This window comes from Paracidovorax sp. MALMAid1276 (genome assembly GCF_049198005.1).
In the GTDB taxonomy this organism is placed as follows: domain Bacteria; phylum Pseudomonadota; class Gammaproteobacteria; order Burkholderiales; family Burkholderiaceae_C; genus Acidovorax.
This window is the reverse complement of record NZ_JBMIRS010000154.1, coordinates 14718-29987: the sequence shown is the minus strand read 5'-3', so window position 1 is coordinate 29987 and position 15270 is coordinate 14718. Positions and strand designations below refer to the sequence as shown.

Below are 15270 nucleotides of genomic sequence, written 5' to 3'. Positions count from 1 at the left end.
AGCGAGCCGTTGCGAACCTTTGCGAGCCATCCGCAGCTTCGGCGTAAACAAACCCGTATTCAAACAATACTACCCCCTAGTTAAACCAAAAAATAACCCGCCACCGCTTTACTGGCAAATCCCGCACTTTTATACTATCCACCAGTACCAACCGCCGCCTGCCGCACAGCACGCCCATGCCCCACTCACCCCAGGACAAGCGACGCGCCATCACCCGCCTGCGCCGCATCAAGGGCCAGGCTGCGGCGCTTGAGCGCGCCGTCGAGGCGGGCAGCGACTGCGCCCCCATCCTGCAGCAGCTGGCCGCCATGCGCGGCGCCGTGCATGGGCTGATGGCCGACCTGCTGGACAGCCATGTGCGCGAGCTGCTGGCGCAAAACCCCGCACCCCCGCAGGCCGCCATCGACGAGACCCTGGCGCTGCTGCGGTCGTACCTGAAATGACCCTGCCGGCCCGCCGCCGCTGGCATCGCTGCCACCGACGCCGGGCCCGGCGCCTCCTTCCAACGCTTCCACACGACCCACAAAGGACCACCCCATGAAATCCCGCGCCGCCGTTGCCTTCAAGGCTGGAGAACCGCTGCAGATCGTCGAGATCGACGTGGCCCCGCCCCAAAAGGGCGAAGTGCTCATCCGCATCACCGACACCGGCGTGTGCCACACCGACGCCTTCACCCTGAGTGGCGACGACCCCGAAGGCCTGTTCCCCGTGGTGCTGGGCCACGAGGGCGCGGGCATCGTGGTGGAAGTGGGCGAAGGCGTGACCAGCGTGAAGCCGGGCGACCACGTGATCCCGCTCTACACCGCCGAATGCGGCGAATGCCTGTTCTGCAAGAGTGGCAAGACCAACCTGTGCGTGGCCGTACGCGCCACCCAGGGCAAGGGCGTGATGCCCGACGGCACCACGCGCTTTTCGTACAACGGCCAGCCCATCTACCACTACATGGGCTGCAGCACCTTCAGCGAATACACCGTGGTGGCCGAGGTGTCACTGGCCAAGGTCAACCCCAACGCCAACCCCGAGCAGGTCTGCCTGCTGGGCTGCGGCGTGACCACGGGCCTGGGCGCCGTCAAGAACACCGCCAAGGTGCAGGAGGGTGACACCGTGGCTGTGTTCGGCCTGGGCGGCATCGGCCTGGCCGTGATCCAGGGCGCCAAGCTGGCCAAGGCCGGGCGCATTATCGCCATCGACACCAACCCGAGCAAGTTCGACCTGGCCCGCACCTTTGGCGCCACCGACTGCATCAACCCCAAGGACTTCGACAAGCCCATCCAGCAGGTCATCGTGGAGATGACCACCTGGGGCGTGGACCACAGCTTCGAGTGCATCGGCAACGTCAACGTGATGCGCGCCGCGCTGGAATGCGCGCACCGCGGCTGGGGCCAGTCGGTCATCATCGGCGTGGCCGGCGCGGGGCAGGAGATCAGCACCCGCCCCTTCCACCTCGTCACCGGCCGCAAGTGGCTGGGCACGGCGTTTGGCGGCGTCAAGGGCCGCAGCGAGCTGCCCGGCATGGTCGAAGACGCGATGGCGGGCAAGATCCAGCTCGAACCCTTCGTGACGCACACCATGGGCCTGAAGGACATCAACGAAGCGTTTGACTTGATGCACGAAGGCAAGTCGATCCGCTCGGTCGTCAAGTACGCGGCATAGCCCTCCCCCTGAGTCGCCTGCGGCGCCTTCCCCCCAGGGGGACGACGCCCTCGCGGCGGGGCGGCCCTTGCTCGGCGTCCCTGGCATGGGTCGCGCCAGTGGCAAGGGCAGCTCCGACAACATACGAAGTTGCAGACGACCGGATCCGCCCTAACACCCAGAAAAAGAGAACAGGCACGCCACACATGTCCAGCCTCTCAGAATCCACGATCGAACTGCTCAGCGCCCACGCCTGCTTCGGCGGCGAGCAGCGCTTTTACCAGCACGCCTCCGCCACCATCGGCCTGCCAATGAAGTTTGCGGTCTACCTGCCGCCGCAGGCGCAACAGGGCCCCGTGCCCGCCGTGGTGTACCTGGCGGGCCTGACCTGCACCGAAGAAACCTTCATGGTCAAGGCCGGTGCCCAGCGCCTGGCCGCCGAGCTGGGCCTGGCCCTCATCGCGCCGGACACCAGCCCGCGCGGCGCCAAGGTGCCGGGCGAGGCCGACAGCTGGGACTTCGGCGTGGGCGCAGGCTTCTACCTCGATGCCACGCAGGAACCATGGCACACCCACTGGCACATGGAAAGCTACCTGATGAACGACCTGCTGCCGCAGGTGGCCGAGCAGTTGCCCATCGACGGCACGCGCCTGGGCATCTTCGGCCACAGCATGGGCGGCCACGGGGCGCTGACGCTGGCGCTGCGCCACCCGGGCCGCTTCAAGACCGTGTCGGCCTTCGCGCCCATCTGCGCCCCCACCCAGTGCCCTTGGGGCGAAAAAGCCTTCACCGGCTACCTGGGCCCCGACCGCAGCACCTGGATCGAGCACGACGCCACCGTGCTCATGCAGCACCAGCCCGTGGCCCCCTACCCGGGCGGCATCCTCATCGACCAGGGCCTGGCCGACAAGTTTCTGGCCGACCAATTGCACCCGCAGATGCTGGAGGCCGCCTGCGCCGCCATCGGCCAGCCGCTGACCCTGCGCCGCCATGCGGGCTACGACCACGGCTACTACTTCGTGCAGAGCTTCATGGCCGACCATCTGCAGCACCACGCGCGCGGGCTGGGCTGAGCGGGGGGCTCAGCACGCAGCATCACGCAAAGGCTCTTAATGCCGGCTTAAGCCGGGCGCGCCACAGTGCGCGCCATGCTTCTGACCCTGCGGCGCCTGCTGCCCTCTCATCGATCCCCGCCCGCAGCCCCTGCGGCGCGAGCCACCTCCCACTCGAACACCCGCACGGCCGACGCCCCCGCAGCCCGGCACCCGGGCTGGGTGATGGTGCTCGTCAGCATCTGGATGGCGACCGTGAGCAACCTGCCACTGTGGCGCGAAGTGGCCGCGCTGCCGGGCCACGGCAGCCTGCGCGGCTGGGGTTTTGTGCTGGCTTTCGGGGTCATCGTGGTGGCCGGCAATACCGCGCTGCTCTGCACGCTGGCGTGGCGCCGTGCCTGGGTCAAACCCGTGGCCGGGCTGATGGTGGTGGTGGCCGCGCTGGGCGCCTGCTTCATGCTGGCCTACGGCATTGCGATTGATGCCAGCATGCTTGTCAACGTGCTGCAGACGGATGTGCATGAAGCGGGCGACCTGCTGGGCTGGCGCATGGTGTTCACCGTGCTGGCGCTGGCGGGGCCGCCGCTGCTGTGGTTGCAGCGCACGCCGCTCAAGCGGCTGGGCAGCCTGCGCCACGCCGCACACAACGCGGCGCTGCTGGGCGTCGCGCTGGTCGTGGCCGTGTTGTGCCTGCTGCTCGTGTTCCAGGACTTTGCCTCCACCATGCGCAACCAACCCCGGCTGCGCTACCTGATCAACCCGCTCAACAGCGTGTATGCGCTGGGCCACGTCGCCACACAGCCGCTGCGCATGAACACCCGCACCCTGCTGCCCGTGGGGCGCGACGCACACCTGGGCGCCAGCTATGCAGGCCAGGCCGACGCGCCGCTGCTGGTGCTGGTGCTGGGCGAAACCGGGCGCAGCGGCAACTTCGGCGTGAACGGCTACACGCGCAATACCACGCCGCTGCTGTCGGCCCGCAGCGACCTGGCCAGCGCACGCAATGCCTGGTCGTGCGGCACGAGCACGGCGGCATCGGTGCCGTGCATGTTCTCGCACCTGGGCCGCACGGGCTACGAGGCGCGCGCCGCCAACTTCGAGACCCTCATCGACGTGCTGCAGCATGCGGGCCTGGCCGTGCTGTGGGTGGACAACCAGTCGGGGTGCAAGGGCGTGTGTGACCGCGCGGGCCAGATCAGCACCACCGACCTCAAGGACCCCGCCCTGTGCGCGCCCGGCGCCGAGTGCCTGGACCGCGTGATGCTGCAGGACCTGGATGCGCGCATAGCCGCCTTGCCCGCACAGCAACGGCAGCGCGGCACCGTCGTGGTGCTGCACCAGATGGGCAGCCACGGCCCCGCGTACTCCAAGCGCTCGGCCCCGGAGCACAAGCACTTCGTGCCTGAATGCACCTCCACCGCGCTGCAGGACTGCGACCGCCAGCAGGTGGTGAATGCCTACGACAACAGCATCGTGGAGACCGATGCGTTTCTGGACGAGGTCATCCGGTGGCTGGCCGCGCGCGGCGGCCGTGCGAACACGGCGATGGTCTATGTGGCGGACCACGGCGAGTCGCTGGGCGAAAACAACCTGTACCTGCACGGCCTGCCCTACAGCATCGCGCCCGACGTGCAAAAGCACGTGCCGTGGATCACCTGGCTGTCACCCGCCATGCAGGCACGCCAGCACACGGCCATCCGCTGCCTGCAGAACGACCTGTCCGAGCGCCGCATCACGCACGACAGCTATTTCCATTCGGTGCTGGGCCTGATGGACGTGCAGACCGGCGCCTACCGGCCCGAGCTCGACGTGTATGCGGGTTGCCGTGCCGCATCCACATCCAAATCCGCATCTACATTGGCATCTGCGGCGCCGCTCCCCTGACCCCAGAGCCCCTCACCGCCCCGTGAAGCGGGGAGATCGCTTCTCGGCCCAGGCCGCCTGGCCCTCGCGCAGGTCGGCGGACTGGTAGGCACGCAAGGTATCGGCATCGAACGCCTCCACGTCCAGCGCGCCCCGCCGCTGACGCCCGCCCGGGCCCTGCGCCGCTCAGTGGGCGCCGCCCATCCACCCCCTGGCTTCCTGCATCAGGTGCTCGCGGAACACCTCGGCGATGGGTGACAGCTGCTTGCCCTTGGGCCACACCAGGTGCCATTGCGAGCGGATGGGAAAGCCCGCCACGTTGAGCACCGCCAGCCCCTCGTGGCGCGGGCCCAGCGCGTGCAGGGAGACGATGGAAATGCCCAGCTGGCCCTCCACCGATTCCTTGATGGCTTCGTTGCTGCCCAGCTCCAGCACGGCGCCCGGGGCAAACCCGGCCTGGCGCAGGTGGGCGTCGGTGGCCATGCGGGTGCCCGATCCTTTTTCGCGCAGGATGAAGCGCTCGGCCTGCAGCTGTTCCAGGCGGATGCGCTTGCGTGCGGCCAGCGGATGGTCTGCGGGGGCGATGACGACCAGAGGGTTGGGCATGAGGATCTGGTCTTCCAGCGGCAGGTCGGCCGGGGGCATGGACATCACGTAGAGGTCGTCCTGGTTGGCGCGCAGGCGCTGGATGACGTGGTCGCGGTTGAGCACCTCCAGCGAAATGTCGATCTGCGGATGCAGCTTGCAGAAGCTGCCCAGCAGGCGCGGCACGAAGGACTTGGCGGTGCTGACCACCGCCACCTTCAGGCGCCCGCTGGTCAGGCCCTTGGTGCCCGCCACGCGCTGCTCGAAAGCGTCCCACTCGCCCGCAATGGTGCGCGCGGTGCGCGCCAGCATGTGGCCCGCCTCGGTGAGGTGCACGCGGCGCGAGATGACCTCATACAGCGGCAGGCCCACGGCCTGCGACACCTCGCGCAGCTGCATGGACGCCGTGGGCTGCGTGACGTGCATGGCCTTGGCGGCCCCGCTGACGCTGCCGGTTTCCGCCAGCGCCAGAAACAGCCGCAGCTGCCGGAAGGTGATGTTCATAGATTTTTATCTATATATAAGCGCAATCGAATCGATTTTACTTTGTGCCAACCAACCCCTAGCATCGGCGTCCAAGGAGTTGAATGATGCAAAGCTTGCTGGACCCTGCGATCTTGTTTTTTGCCCTGGGCGTGTTTGCCGGGCTGGTGCGTTCCAACCTGGAGATGCCGGCCGCGATCTCGAAGTTCTTGTCCATCTACCTGCTGATGGCGCTGGGCCTCAAGGGCGGTTTTGCGCTCGCGGCCTCGGGCTTCACGCCCAGCGTGGTCAGCAGCCTGGGGCTGGCGGTGCTTCTGGCCATCGTGGTGCCGCTGGTGGGCTATGCGCTCTTGCGGCGGGTGCTGTCGGGCTTCAATGCGGCAGCGGTGGCGGCCACCTATGGCTCGGTGAGTGCGGTGACCTTCGTGACGGCCACGCAGTATCTGGAGTCACAGCAGATCGCCTACGGCGGCCACATGGCGGCGGCGATGGCGCTGATGGAATCGCCGGCCATCATCCTGGCGGTGCTGCTGGCCAATGCGCTGCGCCAGCGGCAGCAGGCACAGGCCAGCGGCGGCCCGGCCGTGGTGGCCGTGTCGGGCGGGGGTACGGCCACGCTGGGCGGGCATGCCGGCGGCCAGGGCGGGCCGCAGCTCTCGGTGGGCAAGATCCTGCACGAATCCTTCACGGACGGCACGCAACTGCTGCTGCTGGGCGCAATGCTCATCGGCCTGCTCACGGGCGATGCGGGCAAGGCCGCCATGCAGCCCTTCTCGGGCGATCTGTTCAAGGGCATGCTGTGCCTGTTCCTGCTGGACATGGGCCTGTCTACCGCGCGCAACCTGCCTGCGGTGCGCAAGCAGTCGCCCTGGCTGCTGGCCTATGCCGTGCTGGCGCCCATCACCCACGCCGCCCTGGCACTGGGCCTGGCCTGGCTGGCGGGCGTGCCCGCAGGCGATGCCACGCTGCTGATGGTGCTGGCGGCCAGCGCTTCGTACATCGCCGTGCCAGCGGTGGTGCGCTACGCCATCCCCGAGGCCGACCCGTCGCTGTACGTCAGCCTGTCGCTCGGGCTCACCTTCCCGCTCAACATCGTGCTGGGGATTCCGCTGTACACGCAGATCGTCCAGGCGCTTTGGGTGTGAGGCACTGGCGGCTGCGAATGCTACCAAAACAATAGCTACCAGCGCTTGTTGGATAAGCGCTGAAGGCTGATTTAGGCCATATTTTCAGCCCGCCATCGCATCAGAACAGGCTGCCCTGCCCCTGCAGCAGCCCCGGACGGAACCGGCCCAGGTCCAGCTCCACCCGATCCCGGTTCAGGCCCAGCTTGCGGCAGGTGGCGGTGAAGCGCTGGCGCACAAGGTCGGCCCACAGGCCGGTGCCCTTCATGCGGGTGGCGAAGTCGCTCTGGTAGGTCTTGCCTGCGCGCCGCTCGGCATCGCTCAGGTTGTGCAGGTCTTGCACACGCGCCATCACGCGCGCGGCGCGGTCGGGGTAGTGCACCTGCAGCCATTCGCGAAACAGCGCATCCAGCTCCCACGGCAGGCGCAGCACGGTGTAGAAGGCACTCGTCGCACCCGCCTCGCGCGCGGCCTGCAGCACCTGCTCCATGCCTTCGGTGATGAAGGGGATCTGGGGCGCCACGCTCACGCCCACAGGCACGCCCGCGTCGGCCAGCGCGCGGATGGTGCGCAGGCGCCGGTGGGGCGCGGCGGCGCGCGGCTCCATGCGGCGGGCGAGCTGCGCGTCGAGCGTGGTGATGGTGACGTACACCGCGGCCAGCCGCTGCGCGGCCAGCGGGGCCAGCAGGTCGAGGTCGCGCTCCACACCGCTCGACTTGGTGATGAGCGAAAACGGGTGGCGCGCGTCGCGCATCACCTCGATCACGCTGCGGGTGAGCTTCAGCTCGCGCTCCACAGGCTGGTAGCAGTCGGTGGCCGAGCCGATGTTCAGCAGGCGCGGCGCGTAGCGCGGGGCGCACAGCTCGGCGCGCAACACGCTCGCGATGTTGTGCTTGGCGATGATCTGCGTTTCAAAGTCCAGCCCCGGCGAAAAGCTGAGGTAGCTGTGCGTGGGCCGCGCATAGCAATAGATGCAGCCGTGCTCGCAGCCCCGGTACGGATTCACCGACAGTTCAAAGAAGATGTCGGGCGAATCGTTGGCGCAAATGGCGCTGCGTGCGGTTTCAAGATGCACCCGGGTGGCGGCAGCGGCAGCGTCGCTGCCGTCGCCTTCGTGGTGGCCATCGGCATCCGCTGCCGGGCCCCAGCCGTCGTCGGCCACCTCGCGCACGTCGCGCGCAAAGCGGTGCGCCAGGGCCGTGGCCGCACCCCGGCCCCGGATCGCCTGCAGCGGGATGCGAACTTCCTCTGGGGGCGCCGGGATGTCGGATCGGTCCGTGGTGGGGCTTGGCATAACTGTATGAATATACAGTTTTTTCGATTTTGCCCGCCCACCCCGCTTTCAAGGCTCCTTGAACAGCTGCGTGATCAGGCTGCGCATCCACTGGTTCCCAGGGTCGCCTTCGAACCGGCGGCTCCAGTGCAGCGACACCGTGAAGTCGCGCAGCGGCAGCGGCGGCTCGATCAGCGTGTAGCCGCCGTCGGCCGCAAACGTGCGCGCAATGTTGCGCGGCATGACCACGGCCAGGTCCGTGGCGCGCACGATGGACGGCAGCACCATGAAATGCTCGGTGGTGAGGCGGATGCGGTCCTGCAGCTGCTGCATCTCCAGGATGCGCAGCGTGTCCGAATGCGAGCGCACGGCCACGAACTCCAGCTGCCGCAAATCCTTGAGCAACGCCGCGCCCGTGCGCCGCCGCGCGGCAAAGGGGTGGCCCGCGCGCAGCAGCACCACGTAGCGGTCCTGGATCAGCTGCACCCGCTGCGTGTCCTTCACCGTCGGCAGGAAGCCGAAGGCAAAGTCGATGGCGCCGCTGTCCAGCCGCTGAGCGATCTCGTGGCGCGGCACAGGCAGCGTCTCCAGCTGCACGCCGGGGGCCCGGTGCTGCAGCGCCACCATCAGCTCGGGCAGGAAGCGGCCTTCGCCGATGTCGCTCATGTGGATGCGGAACACCTTGCGCGACTGCAAGGGGTCGAACTGTGCGGATTCGTTGAGCGCCTCTTCCAGGAGGGCCAGGGCGCTGCGCACGGCGCTGGCCAGCCGGTCGGCCTGCGGCGTGGGCTGCACACCGCCGCCGGCGCGCACGAACAGCGGGTCCTTGAGCAGCAGGCGCAGCCGGGTCAGCGCCTGGCTGGCGGCGGGCTGGGTCAGGTCCAGCAGGTCGGCGGCGCGGCTCACGTTGCGCGTGCGGTACACGGCATCGAACAGGCGCAGCAGGTTGAGATCGATGTCCTTGATATGCATTTAACGAATACCGCTTAGTCGATTCATTGTATTGATGGATGAAGCACGGACACCGAAGATGCGGGCATGCCTACCCCAACGTTTCGTCCCACCGTGCGCGAGGCCGTGCTCGACCTGCTGCGCGGCTTTCAGATCGACACCATCTTCGGCAACCCCGGCTCCACCGAGCTGCCGCTGTTTCTCGACTTCCCTTCGGACTTCCGCTACATCCTCGGCCTGCAGGAATCCGTGGTGGTGGGCATGGCCGACGGCTACGCCCAGGCCACGCACAACGCAGCTTTCGTGAACCTGCATTCCGCCGCGGGCGTGGGCCACGCGATGGGCAACATCTTCACGGCGCACAAGAACCGCACGCCCATGGTCATCACGGCCGGGCAGCAGGCGCGCTCCATCCTGCCGTTCGACCCGTTCCTGTTCTCGGGCCAGGCCACCGAGCTGCCCAAGCCCTATGTGAAATGGAGCATCGAGCCCGCGCGCGCCGAAGACGTGCCCCTGGCCATCGCCCGCGCCTACTACATCGCCATGCAGCAGCCGCGCGGGCCGGTGCTGGTGTCCATCCCGGCCGACGACTGGGACAAGCCCTGCGAGCCGCTCCCCGCGCGAACGGTGAGCACCGAGCTGCGCCCCGAACCGCGCGTGCTGCAGGCCATCGGCGATGCGCTGGATGCTGCGCAGCGCCCCGTGTTTGTGGTGGGTGCCGCCGTGGACCGCGACCGCGCCTGGGACGACGTGCTGGCGCTGGCCGAGCGGCACAGCGCGGCCGTCTGGATCGCCCCCATGTCGGGCCGCTGCGGCTTTCCGCAGGACCACCGCCTGTTTGCAGGCGTGCTGCCCGCCATGCGCGAGAAGATCGTCGCGCTGCTGTCGGGGCACGACCTGGTGTTTGCGCTTGGCGCCGCCGCCTTCACCTACCACGTGGAAGGATTCGGCCCGCACGTGCCACCCGGCGCGCAGCTGGTGCAGCTGATCGACGACCCGGGCACGGCCGCCTGGACGCCCGAAGGCACGTCGGCCGTGGGCAGCGTGCGCCTGGGCGTGCAGGATTTGCTGGCGCGCCCCGCCCCCCCAGCCCGCGCACTGCCACCACCCCGCGCCGCACGGCCCCGGGCCGAGCCCTCAGGCCCCGGCAGCCTGATGAGCGTGCCCTTTGTCATGCAGACGCTGGCCGAGGTGCGCGATGCCGCCTCCATCGTGGTGGAGGAAGCGCCCAGCTCGCGCGCAGCCATGCACGCCCATCTGCCCATCCTGCAGAGCGAGACCTTCTACACCATGTGCAGCGGCGGCCTGGGCTACGGCCTGCCGGCTGCGGTGGGTGTGGCGTTGGCCAAGCCTGGCAGCAAGGTGATCGGCCTGATCGGAGACGGATCGGCCATGTATTCCATCCAGGCGCTGTGGAGCGCGGCGCAGCTCAAGCTGCCGATCACCTTCATCATCCTCAAGAACCGCCGCTACGCGGCGCTGCAGGAGTTCGCGCCCACCTTCGGCTTCCACGAGGGCGCCAAGCTGGAGGGCACCGACTTGCCCGACCTGGACTTTCTGGCGCTTGCGCGCAGCCAGGGCTGTGATGCCGTGCGCGTGAGTGAGGCCTCTGCGCTGCACCAGGTGCTGCGGGACGCGTTGGCGCACCCGCGCGCCATCCTCGTGGAGGTGGATGTGGCCTGAAGAAGGCGCCCACGCCTTGCCGCCCCGCCATCTCTGCACTTTTTTTCAATCATCACAAGACCCGGGCCACCAGAGCCACTCGGGCAACACTGACAAGGAGACACACCATGCACGCCATCGCCCCCCGGGCCCGCACCCGCCGCCTGCTCATCACCGCCGCCACGCTGGCAGCCGCTGCCAGCCTCTGCGCGCTGCCCACCAGGGCAGCGGCAGATACTTGGCCCAGCAAGCCCATCAAGGTGGTCGTGAACTTCCCGGCCGGCGGTGCGGCCGACCAGATAGCGCGCGCCATCACGCAGCCGCTGCAGGCGGCCCTGGGCCAGCCCGTGGTGGTGGAGAACCGGGGCGGCGCGGGCGGCAACATCGGCGGCGAGGCGGTGGCGAAGTCGCCGGCAGACGGCTACACGCTGCTGATGAGCTCGGGCGGGATGGTGTCGGTCAACCCGCACCTGTACCCCAAGATGCCGTTCGACCCTGCCAAGGACCTGGTGCCCGTGGCCGCGGCCGCACGCGTGCTGGTGTTTTTGGAGGTGCGGCCTTCGCTGCCCGTGAACACCATCCAGGAGTTCCTCGCCTACCTCAAGGCCCACCCGGGCAAGCTGACATTCGGCACCCCGGGCAATGGCAGCTCGCCGCACCTCGCGGCTGAAATGCTCAAGGCCGAGGCCAATGTCTTCGCCGTGCATGTGCCCTACCGCGGCGCGGCCCCCGCCATGCAGGACCTGCTGGGCGGGCAGGTGGATTTCATGTTCGACCCGGGGATCGGCCTGCCGCACGTGAAAGCCGGCAAGCTCCGGCTGCTGGCCGTGGGCAGCGCCAAGCGCTCGCCCCTGTTTCCGGATGTGCCCACGCTCGACGAGGCGGGGCTCAAGGGCTTCGATGCCGACACGCTGTTCGGCTTCTATGCCCCGGCGGGCACACCCGCCGACGTGGTGACGCGCCTGAACCGCGAGATCAACAAGGCGCTGGGCACGGCAGCGGTGCAGGAGCGCATTGCGGCGCTCGGCGGCGTTCCGGCACCCATGTCCCCGAGCGACTTCAACAGCCGCGCGGCCAGCGACAGTGCGCGGTTTGGCGCCCTGATCAAGGCGCGCGACATCAAGAGCGATTGACCGCGCGCGGCAGTGCGAGATTCACGATGGTCTACAGTCGCGCGCTTTCCCAACCACCACCACCGAGGTACCGCCATGGCGCGCAAGCCCCAGATCATCCTGTCGTCGCTCGACGTTGACCGCATTGAAGCCCTTCTGGCCGTCATCCCGGCCAGCGTGTTCCCGGGCAAGGCCGATCTGCAGGCAGAGCTTGACCGGGCGGACGTGGTGGCGCCCGAAGACATTCCACCCCACGTGGTGACGATGAACTCCACCGTGCGCTTTGCCATCAGCGAGACGGGCAAGGACTTCTGCCTGACCCTGGTGTACCCGCGCGACGCGGATGGCAGTGCAGACCGTCTCTCCGTTTTTGCGCCCGTGGGCAGTGCACTGCTGGGCCTGTCGGTGGGCGACGAACTCGCCTGGCCCGGCCCGGGCGGCAAGCCGATGACCGTGCGGGTGATGGACATCGTCTTCCAGCCCGAAAGCGCGGGCGAGCTGCACCGCTGACTTGCCGCCAGACGGAGCGCCGGGCGGATGGCCAGGTGGATGGCCAGGCGGATGAAAAGATCCGCTTTGCCGCTGGGCGCCATTGCGTTGACAATGCCAGCCGCAATGCCCCATCCCCCGCCCGCCGAACCCGCTGCAGAGCCAGCCATCGACCCGTCGGGGCACCCTCCCGCGTTCGATCCGGACTCCACCACCGCCTTCCAGGCCCGCATGGAGCGGGCGCCGGAGTGGTTCTGTTCATTCCTTGCCGGCAACAGCCGCGAGAAAAGCCGCCTCAAACGCGAGATGGCCACGATGAAGGGCTCGGTCGTGTGGCTGGTGCAGCAGCGCCGCCAGGGCAGATGGGATGCGGCCGAACACGCGCGCACCTGCGCGATGTGATGCGCTCGGCCTCCTCCGTCAGCCCCTACCTGTTCATCTGGGTCATTCCGGGCTCGATGCTGCTGCTGCCGTTTCTGGCCTGGTTTCTGGACAGGCAGCGCAAGCGTCGCGAGAAAAAGCAGGGCCTGCCGCGCTCACCCTGAACGTTGCATCGGGCGAACGCGCCCGAAGCGGCCTACACCCCGTTGCTCAGCAACGCCACCAGCAGGCCGGTGCCCACCAGCCCCGCCTGCCAGCGCAGCGCCGTGGCCCACGAGGGCACGTGCTGCTCCACCCGCAGATACATCCAGCGCCCTGCCACCAGCGACAGCGCGAAGGCCAGCACCATGCCCAGCGCGTTGATGGGAGCCGACGCCGGCCACAGCGTGCCCACCACCGCGTTCACCAGCAGGCAGGCGCCGAAGTGCACGAGGAACACCGAATACGACATCTGGCCGACCCGCGCCAGCCCGTCAGCCCAGCCGGGCAGCGTGCGGCCCGCACTGTGTGTTTGCTGCATGCGCTGCGCCAGCGCCAGGCCCAGCGCGGCAACCAGGGCCACCGCGATGCGACCGCGAAAATCGAGCGCCAGCGCAACCCCCCCCAGCAGGACGATGGCCGCCAGCCAGCCATGGGGCCGTGACGACTGCACCGCCCAGTACGCCAGCATGCCCAGCCCGTAGGCACCCAGGAAGTACAGCGCCCACATGTCGAGCCCCGCCACGCGGTTGAAGAACCACAGCGATGCGGCCGCCCCCGCCACGATGAGCCCCCGCGCCAACGCCGCCCGTTGCTGCTGCGGCCACCGCCCGGGCAAGGCCCGGACCCAGGCCCAGGCCAGCACGCTCAGGCTGAAGAGCTGGAAGTCGATGGCCACGTACCACACGCCGGCGGACAAGGCGTCTTCGCCCAGCAGGTCCTGCAACATCAGGGCATTGGCCACCAGCTGCGCCAGGGTGGGCGCCTCGGGCACCGAAGGATGGTTCATCCAGGTGCGCACCAGCGCGGACACCACCACGGTGAACACCAGCGCCACGGCGCACGGCACCATGAGGCGCACAAACCGCTTGCCTATCGCGCTGCCAGCGTGCGCAAACCGCGCCGTGCCTGCGGGGGCCAGGCTGGCCGCGGCCAGATAGCCCCCCACCACCAGAAACACCTGAACCGCCATGCGCGCATAGTCGTAGAGGAACGCCATCAGCCCGGGGGCCAAGGGCTGGGCGATGTCCGACATGGGCCCGTAGAACGCCAGGTGGTGCCAGACGATGGCCATGCAGGCCAACCCTTTCACGGTGTCGATCACGGGAGAGCGAGAGGAAGGGGCGGACATGCTGGGGCGCAGGGGCAGCGGTGGGAGTGGCGGTGCGAGGGCTTGCGGACTGGGCGCCAGGCGTGCGGGCGGCGGAGCGAGCCCGCTATTGTGATGAGAAACGGCGTCCAGCACCACGCACCCGTTCATGCGTGGCGCATCGAATGTGTGGCAAGGCCGACAGCGCCACCGGATCGCTGGCGGTGGGCATCGGTGTTGCCGCCTGCAACGCCAGAAAAAGCTGCGGCGTACGCCGCAGTGGGCGTGGCGCCTTCCGCCGTGCGGACCTCAGAGCTTGAGGCGTGCGCGTGCGGCCTGGTATTCGCTGCGCAGGCGGGCCACCAGGTCGGCCGTGCGGGTCACCGCGTCGATGGCGCCGATGCCCTGGCCGCAGCCCCAGATGTCTTTCCAGGCCTTCTTGGCGTCGCCGCCGAAGTTCATCTTGCTGGGATCGGATTCGGGCAGGTTGTCCGGGTCCATGCCGGCCGCGCGGATGGACGGGGCCAGGTAGTTGCCGTGCACGCCGGTGAACAGGTTGCTGTAGACGATGTCGTCTGACGTGCCCTGCACGATGGCCTGCTTGTACTCGTCGCTGGCCCGCGCCTCTTCGGTGGCGATGAAGGCCGAGCCGATGTAGGCGAAGTCGGCGCCCATGGCCTGCGCGGCCAGCACCGCGTCGCCGCTGGCGATGGAGCCCGACAGCGCCACCGGGCCATCGAACCACTGGCGGATCTCCTGGATCAGCGCGAACGGGCTCTTCACGCCCGCGTGGCCGCCGGCACCGGCCGCCACGGCGATCAGGCCGTCAGCGCCCTTCTCGATGGCCTTGTGGGCAAACTTGTTGTTGATGATGTCGTGCAGCACCACGCCGCCCCAGCCGTGCACGGCCTGGTTCACGTCCTCGCGCGCGCCCAGGCTGGTGATGATGATCGGCACCTTGTATTTGGCGCAGACCTGCATGTCGTGCTCCAGCCGGTCGTTGCTCTTGTGCACGATCTGGTTGATGGCAAAGGGCGCGGCGGGCTTGTCGGGGTGGGCCTTGTTGTAGGCGGCCAGGGTTTCGGTGATCTCGGCCAGCCAGTCTTCAAGCTGTTCGGCCGGGCGGGCGTTGAGCGCGGGCATGGAGCCCACCACGCCGGCCTTGCATTGCTCGATCACGAGCTTGGGGTTGCTGATGATGAACAGCGGCGACCCGATGACGGGCAGCGACAGGTTTTGCAACGCGGCAGGCAATTGGGACATGGCAACGACTTTCAGGACAGAAATTTGAATCAAATCAGCCTTTAGCGCTTATCTATCAAGCGCTGACAGCTATCATTTTTATATCAACAAGCCCCGTGTGCGGGGCCGTCTC

General features: G+C 68.3%; 15 protein-coding genes. 10 read left to right on the top strand and 5 right to left on the bottom strand.

Annotated elements, in window-relative coordinates; all coding sequences use genetic code 11:
* Positions 1–176: 176 nt before the first annotated feature.
* The 4 genes from ACOQFS_RS10325 (at position 177) to ACOQFS_RS10310 (ending at position 4568) form a co-directional block, all read left to right on the top strand.
* Positions 177–443: a metal/formaldehyde-sensitive transcriptional repressor gene (locus ACOQFS_RS10325; RefSeq protein WP_421562791.1), complete on the top strand. Its 267-nt coding sequence runs from the start codon at positions 177–179 to the stop codon at positions 441–443.
* A gap of 94 nt (positions 444–537) precedes the next feature.
* Positions 538–1653, top strand: a complete 1116-nt coding sequence (locus ACOQFS_RS10320; protein ID WP_421562790.1) for an S-(hydroxymethyl)glutathione dehydrogenase/class III alcohol dehydrogenase — start codon at positions 538–540, stop codon at positions 1651–1653.
* Positions 1654–1838: 185 nt separating this feature from the next.
* Positions 1839–2705, top strand: a complete 867-nt coding sequence (fghA, locus tag ACOQFS_RS10315) for an S-formylglutathione hydrolase (RefSeq protein ID WP_421562789.1) — start codon at positions 1839–1841, stop codon at positions 2703–2705.
* A 75-nt stretch (positions 2706–2780) separates the two neighbouring features.
* A complete protein-coding gene (locus tag ACOQFS_RS10310; protein ID WP_421562788.1) occupies positions 2781–4568 on the top strand; it encodes a phosphoethanolamine transferase in 1788 nt (595 codons plus the stop codon).
* 165 nt (positions 4569–4733) lie between these two features.
* Here ACOQFS_RS10310 and ACOQFS_RS10305 read toward each other — a convergent pair whose 3' ends face one another.
* On the bottom strand, positions 4734–5636 hold the full coding sequence (locus tag ACOQFS_RS10305) for a LysR family transcriptional regulator (RefSeq protein WP_421562787.1): 903 nt from the start codon (positions 5634–5636) through the stop codon (positions 4734–4736).
* An 86-nt stretch (positions 5637–5722) separates the two neighbouring features.
* Between ACOQFS_RS10305 and ACOQFS_RS10300 the strand changes: the two genes are divergently transcribed.
* Positions 5723–6760: a sodium-dependent bicarbonate transport family permease gene (locus ACOQFS_RS10300; RefSeq protein WP_421562786.1), complete on the top strand. Its 1038-nt coding sequence runs from the start codon at positions 5723–5725 to the stop codon at positions 6758–6760.
* 100 nt (positions 6761–6860) lie between these two features.
* Here the strand turns inward: ACOQFS_RS10300 and ACOQFS_RS10295 are convergent, their stop codons facing one another.
* Both ACOQFS_RS10295 and ACOQFS_RS10290 read right to left on the bottom strand, forming a co-directional pair.
* Positions 6861–8033, bottom strand: coding sequence for a PA0069 family radical SAM protein (locus ACOQFS_RS10295; RefSeq protein WP_421562785.1), 1173 nt, complete (start codon positions 8031–8033; stop codon positions 6861–6863).
* A gap of 48 nt (positions 8034–8081) precedes the next feature.
* Positions 8082–8984 carry a LysR family transcriptional regulator gene (locus ACOQFS_RS10290; protein WP_421562784.1) on the bottom strand — a complete coding sequence of 301 codons (903 nt, stop codon included), beginning with the start codon at positions 8982–8984 and terminating at the stop codon, positions 8082–8084.
* Between the two features lie 66 nt (positions 8985–9050).
* Between ACOQFS_RS10290 and mdlC the strand changes: the two genes are divergently transcribed.
* The 5 genes from mdlC to ACOQFS_RS10265 all read left to right on the top strand — a co-directional run bounded on the left by mdlC (position 9051) and on the right by ACOQFS_RS10265 (position 12771).
* Positions 9051–10646, top strand: coding sequence for a benzoylformate decarboxylase (gene mdlC, locus ACOQFS_RS10285; protein WP_421562783.1), 1596 nt, complete (start codon positions 9051–9053; stop codon positions 10644–10646).
* A gap of 107 nt (positions 10647–10753) precedes the next feature.
* A complete protein-coding gene (locus ACOQFS_RS10280) occupies positions 10754–11758 on the top strand; it encodes a Bug family tripartite tricarboxylate transporter substrate binding protein (RefSeq protein WP_421562782.1) in 1005 nt (334 codons plus the stop codon).
* A gap of 75 nt (positions 11759–11833) precedes the next feature.
* Positions 11834–12247: a nucleoside diphosphate kinase regulator gene (gene rnk, locus ACOQFS_RS10275; protein WP_421562781.1), complete on the top strand. Its 414-nt coding sequence runs from the start codon at positions 11834–11836 to the stop codon at positions 12245–12247.
* A gap of 105 nt (positions 12248–12352) precedes the next feature.
* Positions 12353–12628, top strand: coding sequence for a hypothetical protein (locus tag ACOQFS_RS10270; RefSeq protein ID WP_421562780.1), 276 nt, complete (start codon positions 12353–12355; stop codon positions 12626–12628).
* On the top strand, positions 12628–12771 hold the full coding sequence (locus ACOQFS_RS10265) for a hypothetical protein (protein ID WP_421562779.1): 144 nt from the start codon (positions 12628–12630) through the stop codon (positions 12769–12771). The genes ACOQFS_RS10270 and ACOQFS_RS10265 overlap by 1 nt, the downstream gene beginning before the upstream one ends.
* Before the next feature lie 32 nt (positions 12772–12803).
* Here ACOQFS_RS10265 and ACOQFS_RS10260 read toward each other — a convergent pair whose 3' ends face one another.
* Together ACOQFS_RS10260 and ACOQFS_RS10255 are read right to left on the bottom strand one after the other, a co-directional pair.
* Positions 12804–13937: an acyltransferase family protein gene (locus ACOQFS_RS10260; RefSeq protein ID WP_421562778.1), complete on the bottom strand. Its 1134-nt coding sequence runs from the start codon at positions 13935–13937 to the stop codon at positions 12804–12806.
* Between the two features lie 267 nt (positions 13938–14204).
* Positions 14205–15158, bottom strand: coding sequence for an NAD(P)H-dependent flavin oxidoreductase (locus tag ACOQFS_RS10255; protein ID WP_421562777.1), 954 nt, complete (start codon positions 15156–15158; stop codon positions 14205–14207).
* Positions 15159–15270 lie beyond the last annotated feature (112 nt).

What these genes read in the sequence shown, in the direction of transcription:
- ACOQFS_RS10310 (WP_421562788.1), top strand. Translation starts at nt 2,781, where the DNA reads ATGCTTCTGACCCTGCGGCGCCTGCTGCCCTCTCATCGATCCCCGCCC.
- ACOQFS_RS10305 (WP_421562787.1), bottom strand. Translation starts at nt 5,636, where the DNA reads ATGAACATCACCTTCCGGCAGCTGCGGCTGTTTCTGGCGCTGGCGGAA.
- fghA (WP_421562789.1), top strand. Translation starts at nt 1,839, where the DNA reads ATGTCCAGCCTCTCAGAATCCACGATCGAACTGCTCAGCGCCCACGCC.
- ACOQFS_RS10320 (WP_421562790.1), top strand. Translation starts at nt 538, where the DNA reads ATGAAATCCCGCGCCGCCGTTGCCTTCAAGGCTGGAGAACCGCTGCAG.
- ACOQFS_RS10325 (WP_421562791.1), top strand. Translation starts at nt 177, where the DNA reads ATGCCCCACTCACCCCAGGACAAGCGACGCGCCATCACCCGCCTGCGC.
- ACOQFS_RS10270 (WP_421562780.1), top strand. Translation starts at nt 12,353, where the DNA reads ATGCCCCATCCCCCGCCCGCCGAACCCGCTGCAGAGCCAGCCATCGAC.
- ACOQFS_RS10300 (WP_421562786.1), top strand. Translation starts at nt 5,723, where the DNA reads ATGCAAAGCTTGCTGGACCCTGCGATCTTGTTTTTTGCCCTGGGCGTG.
- ACOQFS_RS10290 (WP_421562784.1), bottom strand. Translation starts at nt 8,984, where the DNA reads ATGCATATCAAGGACATCGATCTCAACCTGCTGCGCCTGTTCGATGCC.
- ACOQFS_RS10265 (WP_421562779.1), top strand. Translation starts at nt 12,628, where the DNA reads ATGCGCTCGGCCTCCTCCGTCAGCCCCTACCTGTTCATCTGGGTCATT.
- rnk (WP_421562781.1), top strand. Translation starts at nt 11,834, where the DNA reads ATGGCGCGCAAGCCCCAGATCATCCTGTCGTCGCTCGACGTTGACCGC.
- ACOQFS_RS10280 (WP_421562782.1), top strand. Translation starts at nt 10,754, where the DNA reads ATGCACGCCATCGCCCCCCGGGCCCGCACCCGCCGCCTGCTCATCACC.
- mdlC (WP_421562783.1), top strand. Translation starts at nt 9,051, where the DNA reads ATGCCTACCCCAACGTTTCGTCCCACCGTGCGCGAGGCCGTGCTCGAC.
- ACOQFS_RS10255 (WP_421562777.1), bottom strand. Translation starts at nt 15,158, where the DNA reads ATGTCCCAATTGCCTGCCGCGTTGCAAAACCTGTCGCTGCCCGTCATC.
- ACOQFS_RS10260 (WP_421562778.1), bottom strand. Translation starts at nt 13,937, where the DNA reads ATGTCCGCCCCTTCCTCTCGCTCTCCCGTGATCGACACCGTGAAAGGG.
- ACOQFS_RS10295 (WP_421562785.1), bottom strand. Translation starts at nt 8,033, where the DNA reads ATGCCAAGCCCCACCACGGACCGATCCGACATCCCGGCGCCCCCAGAG.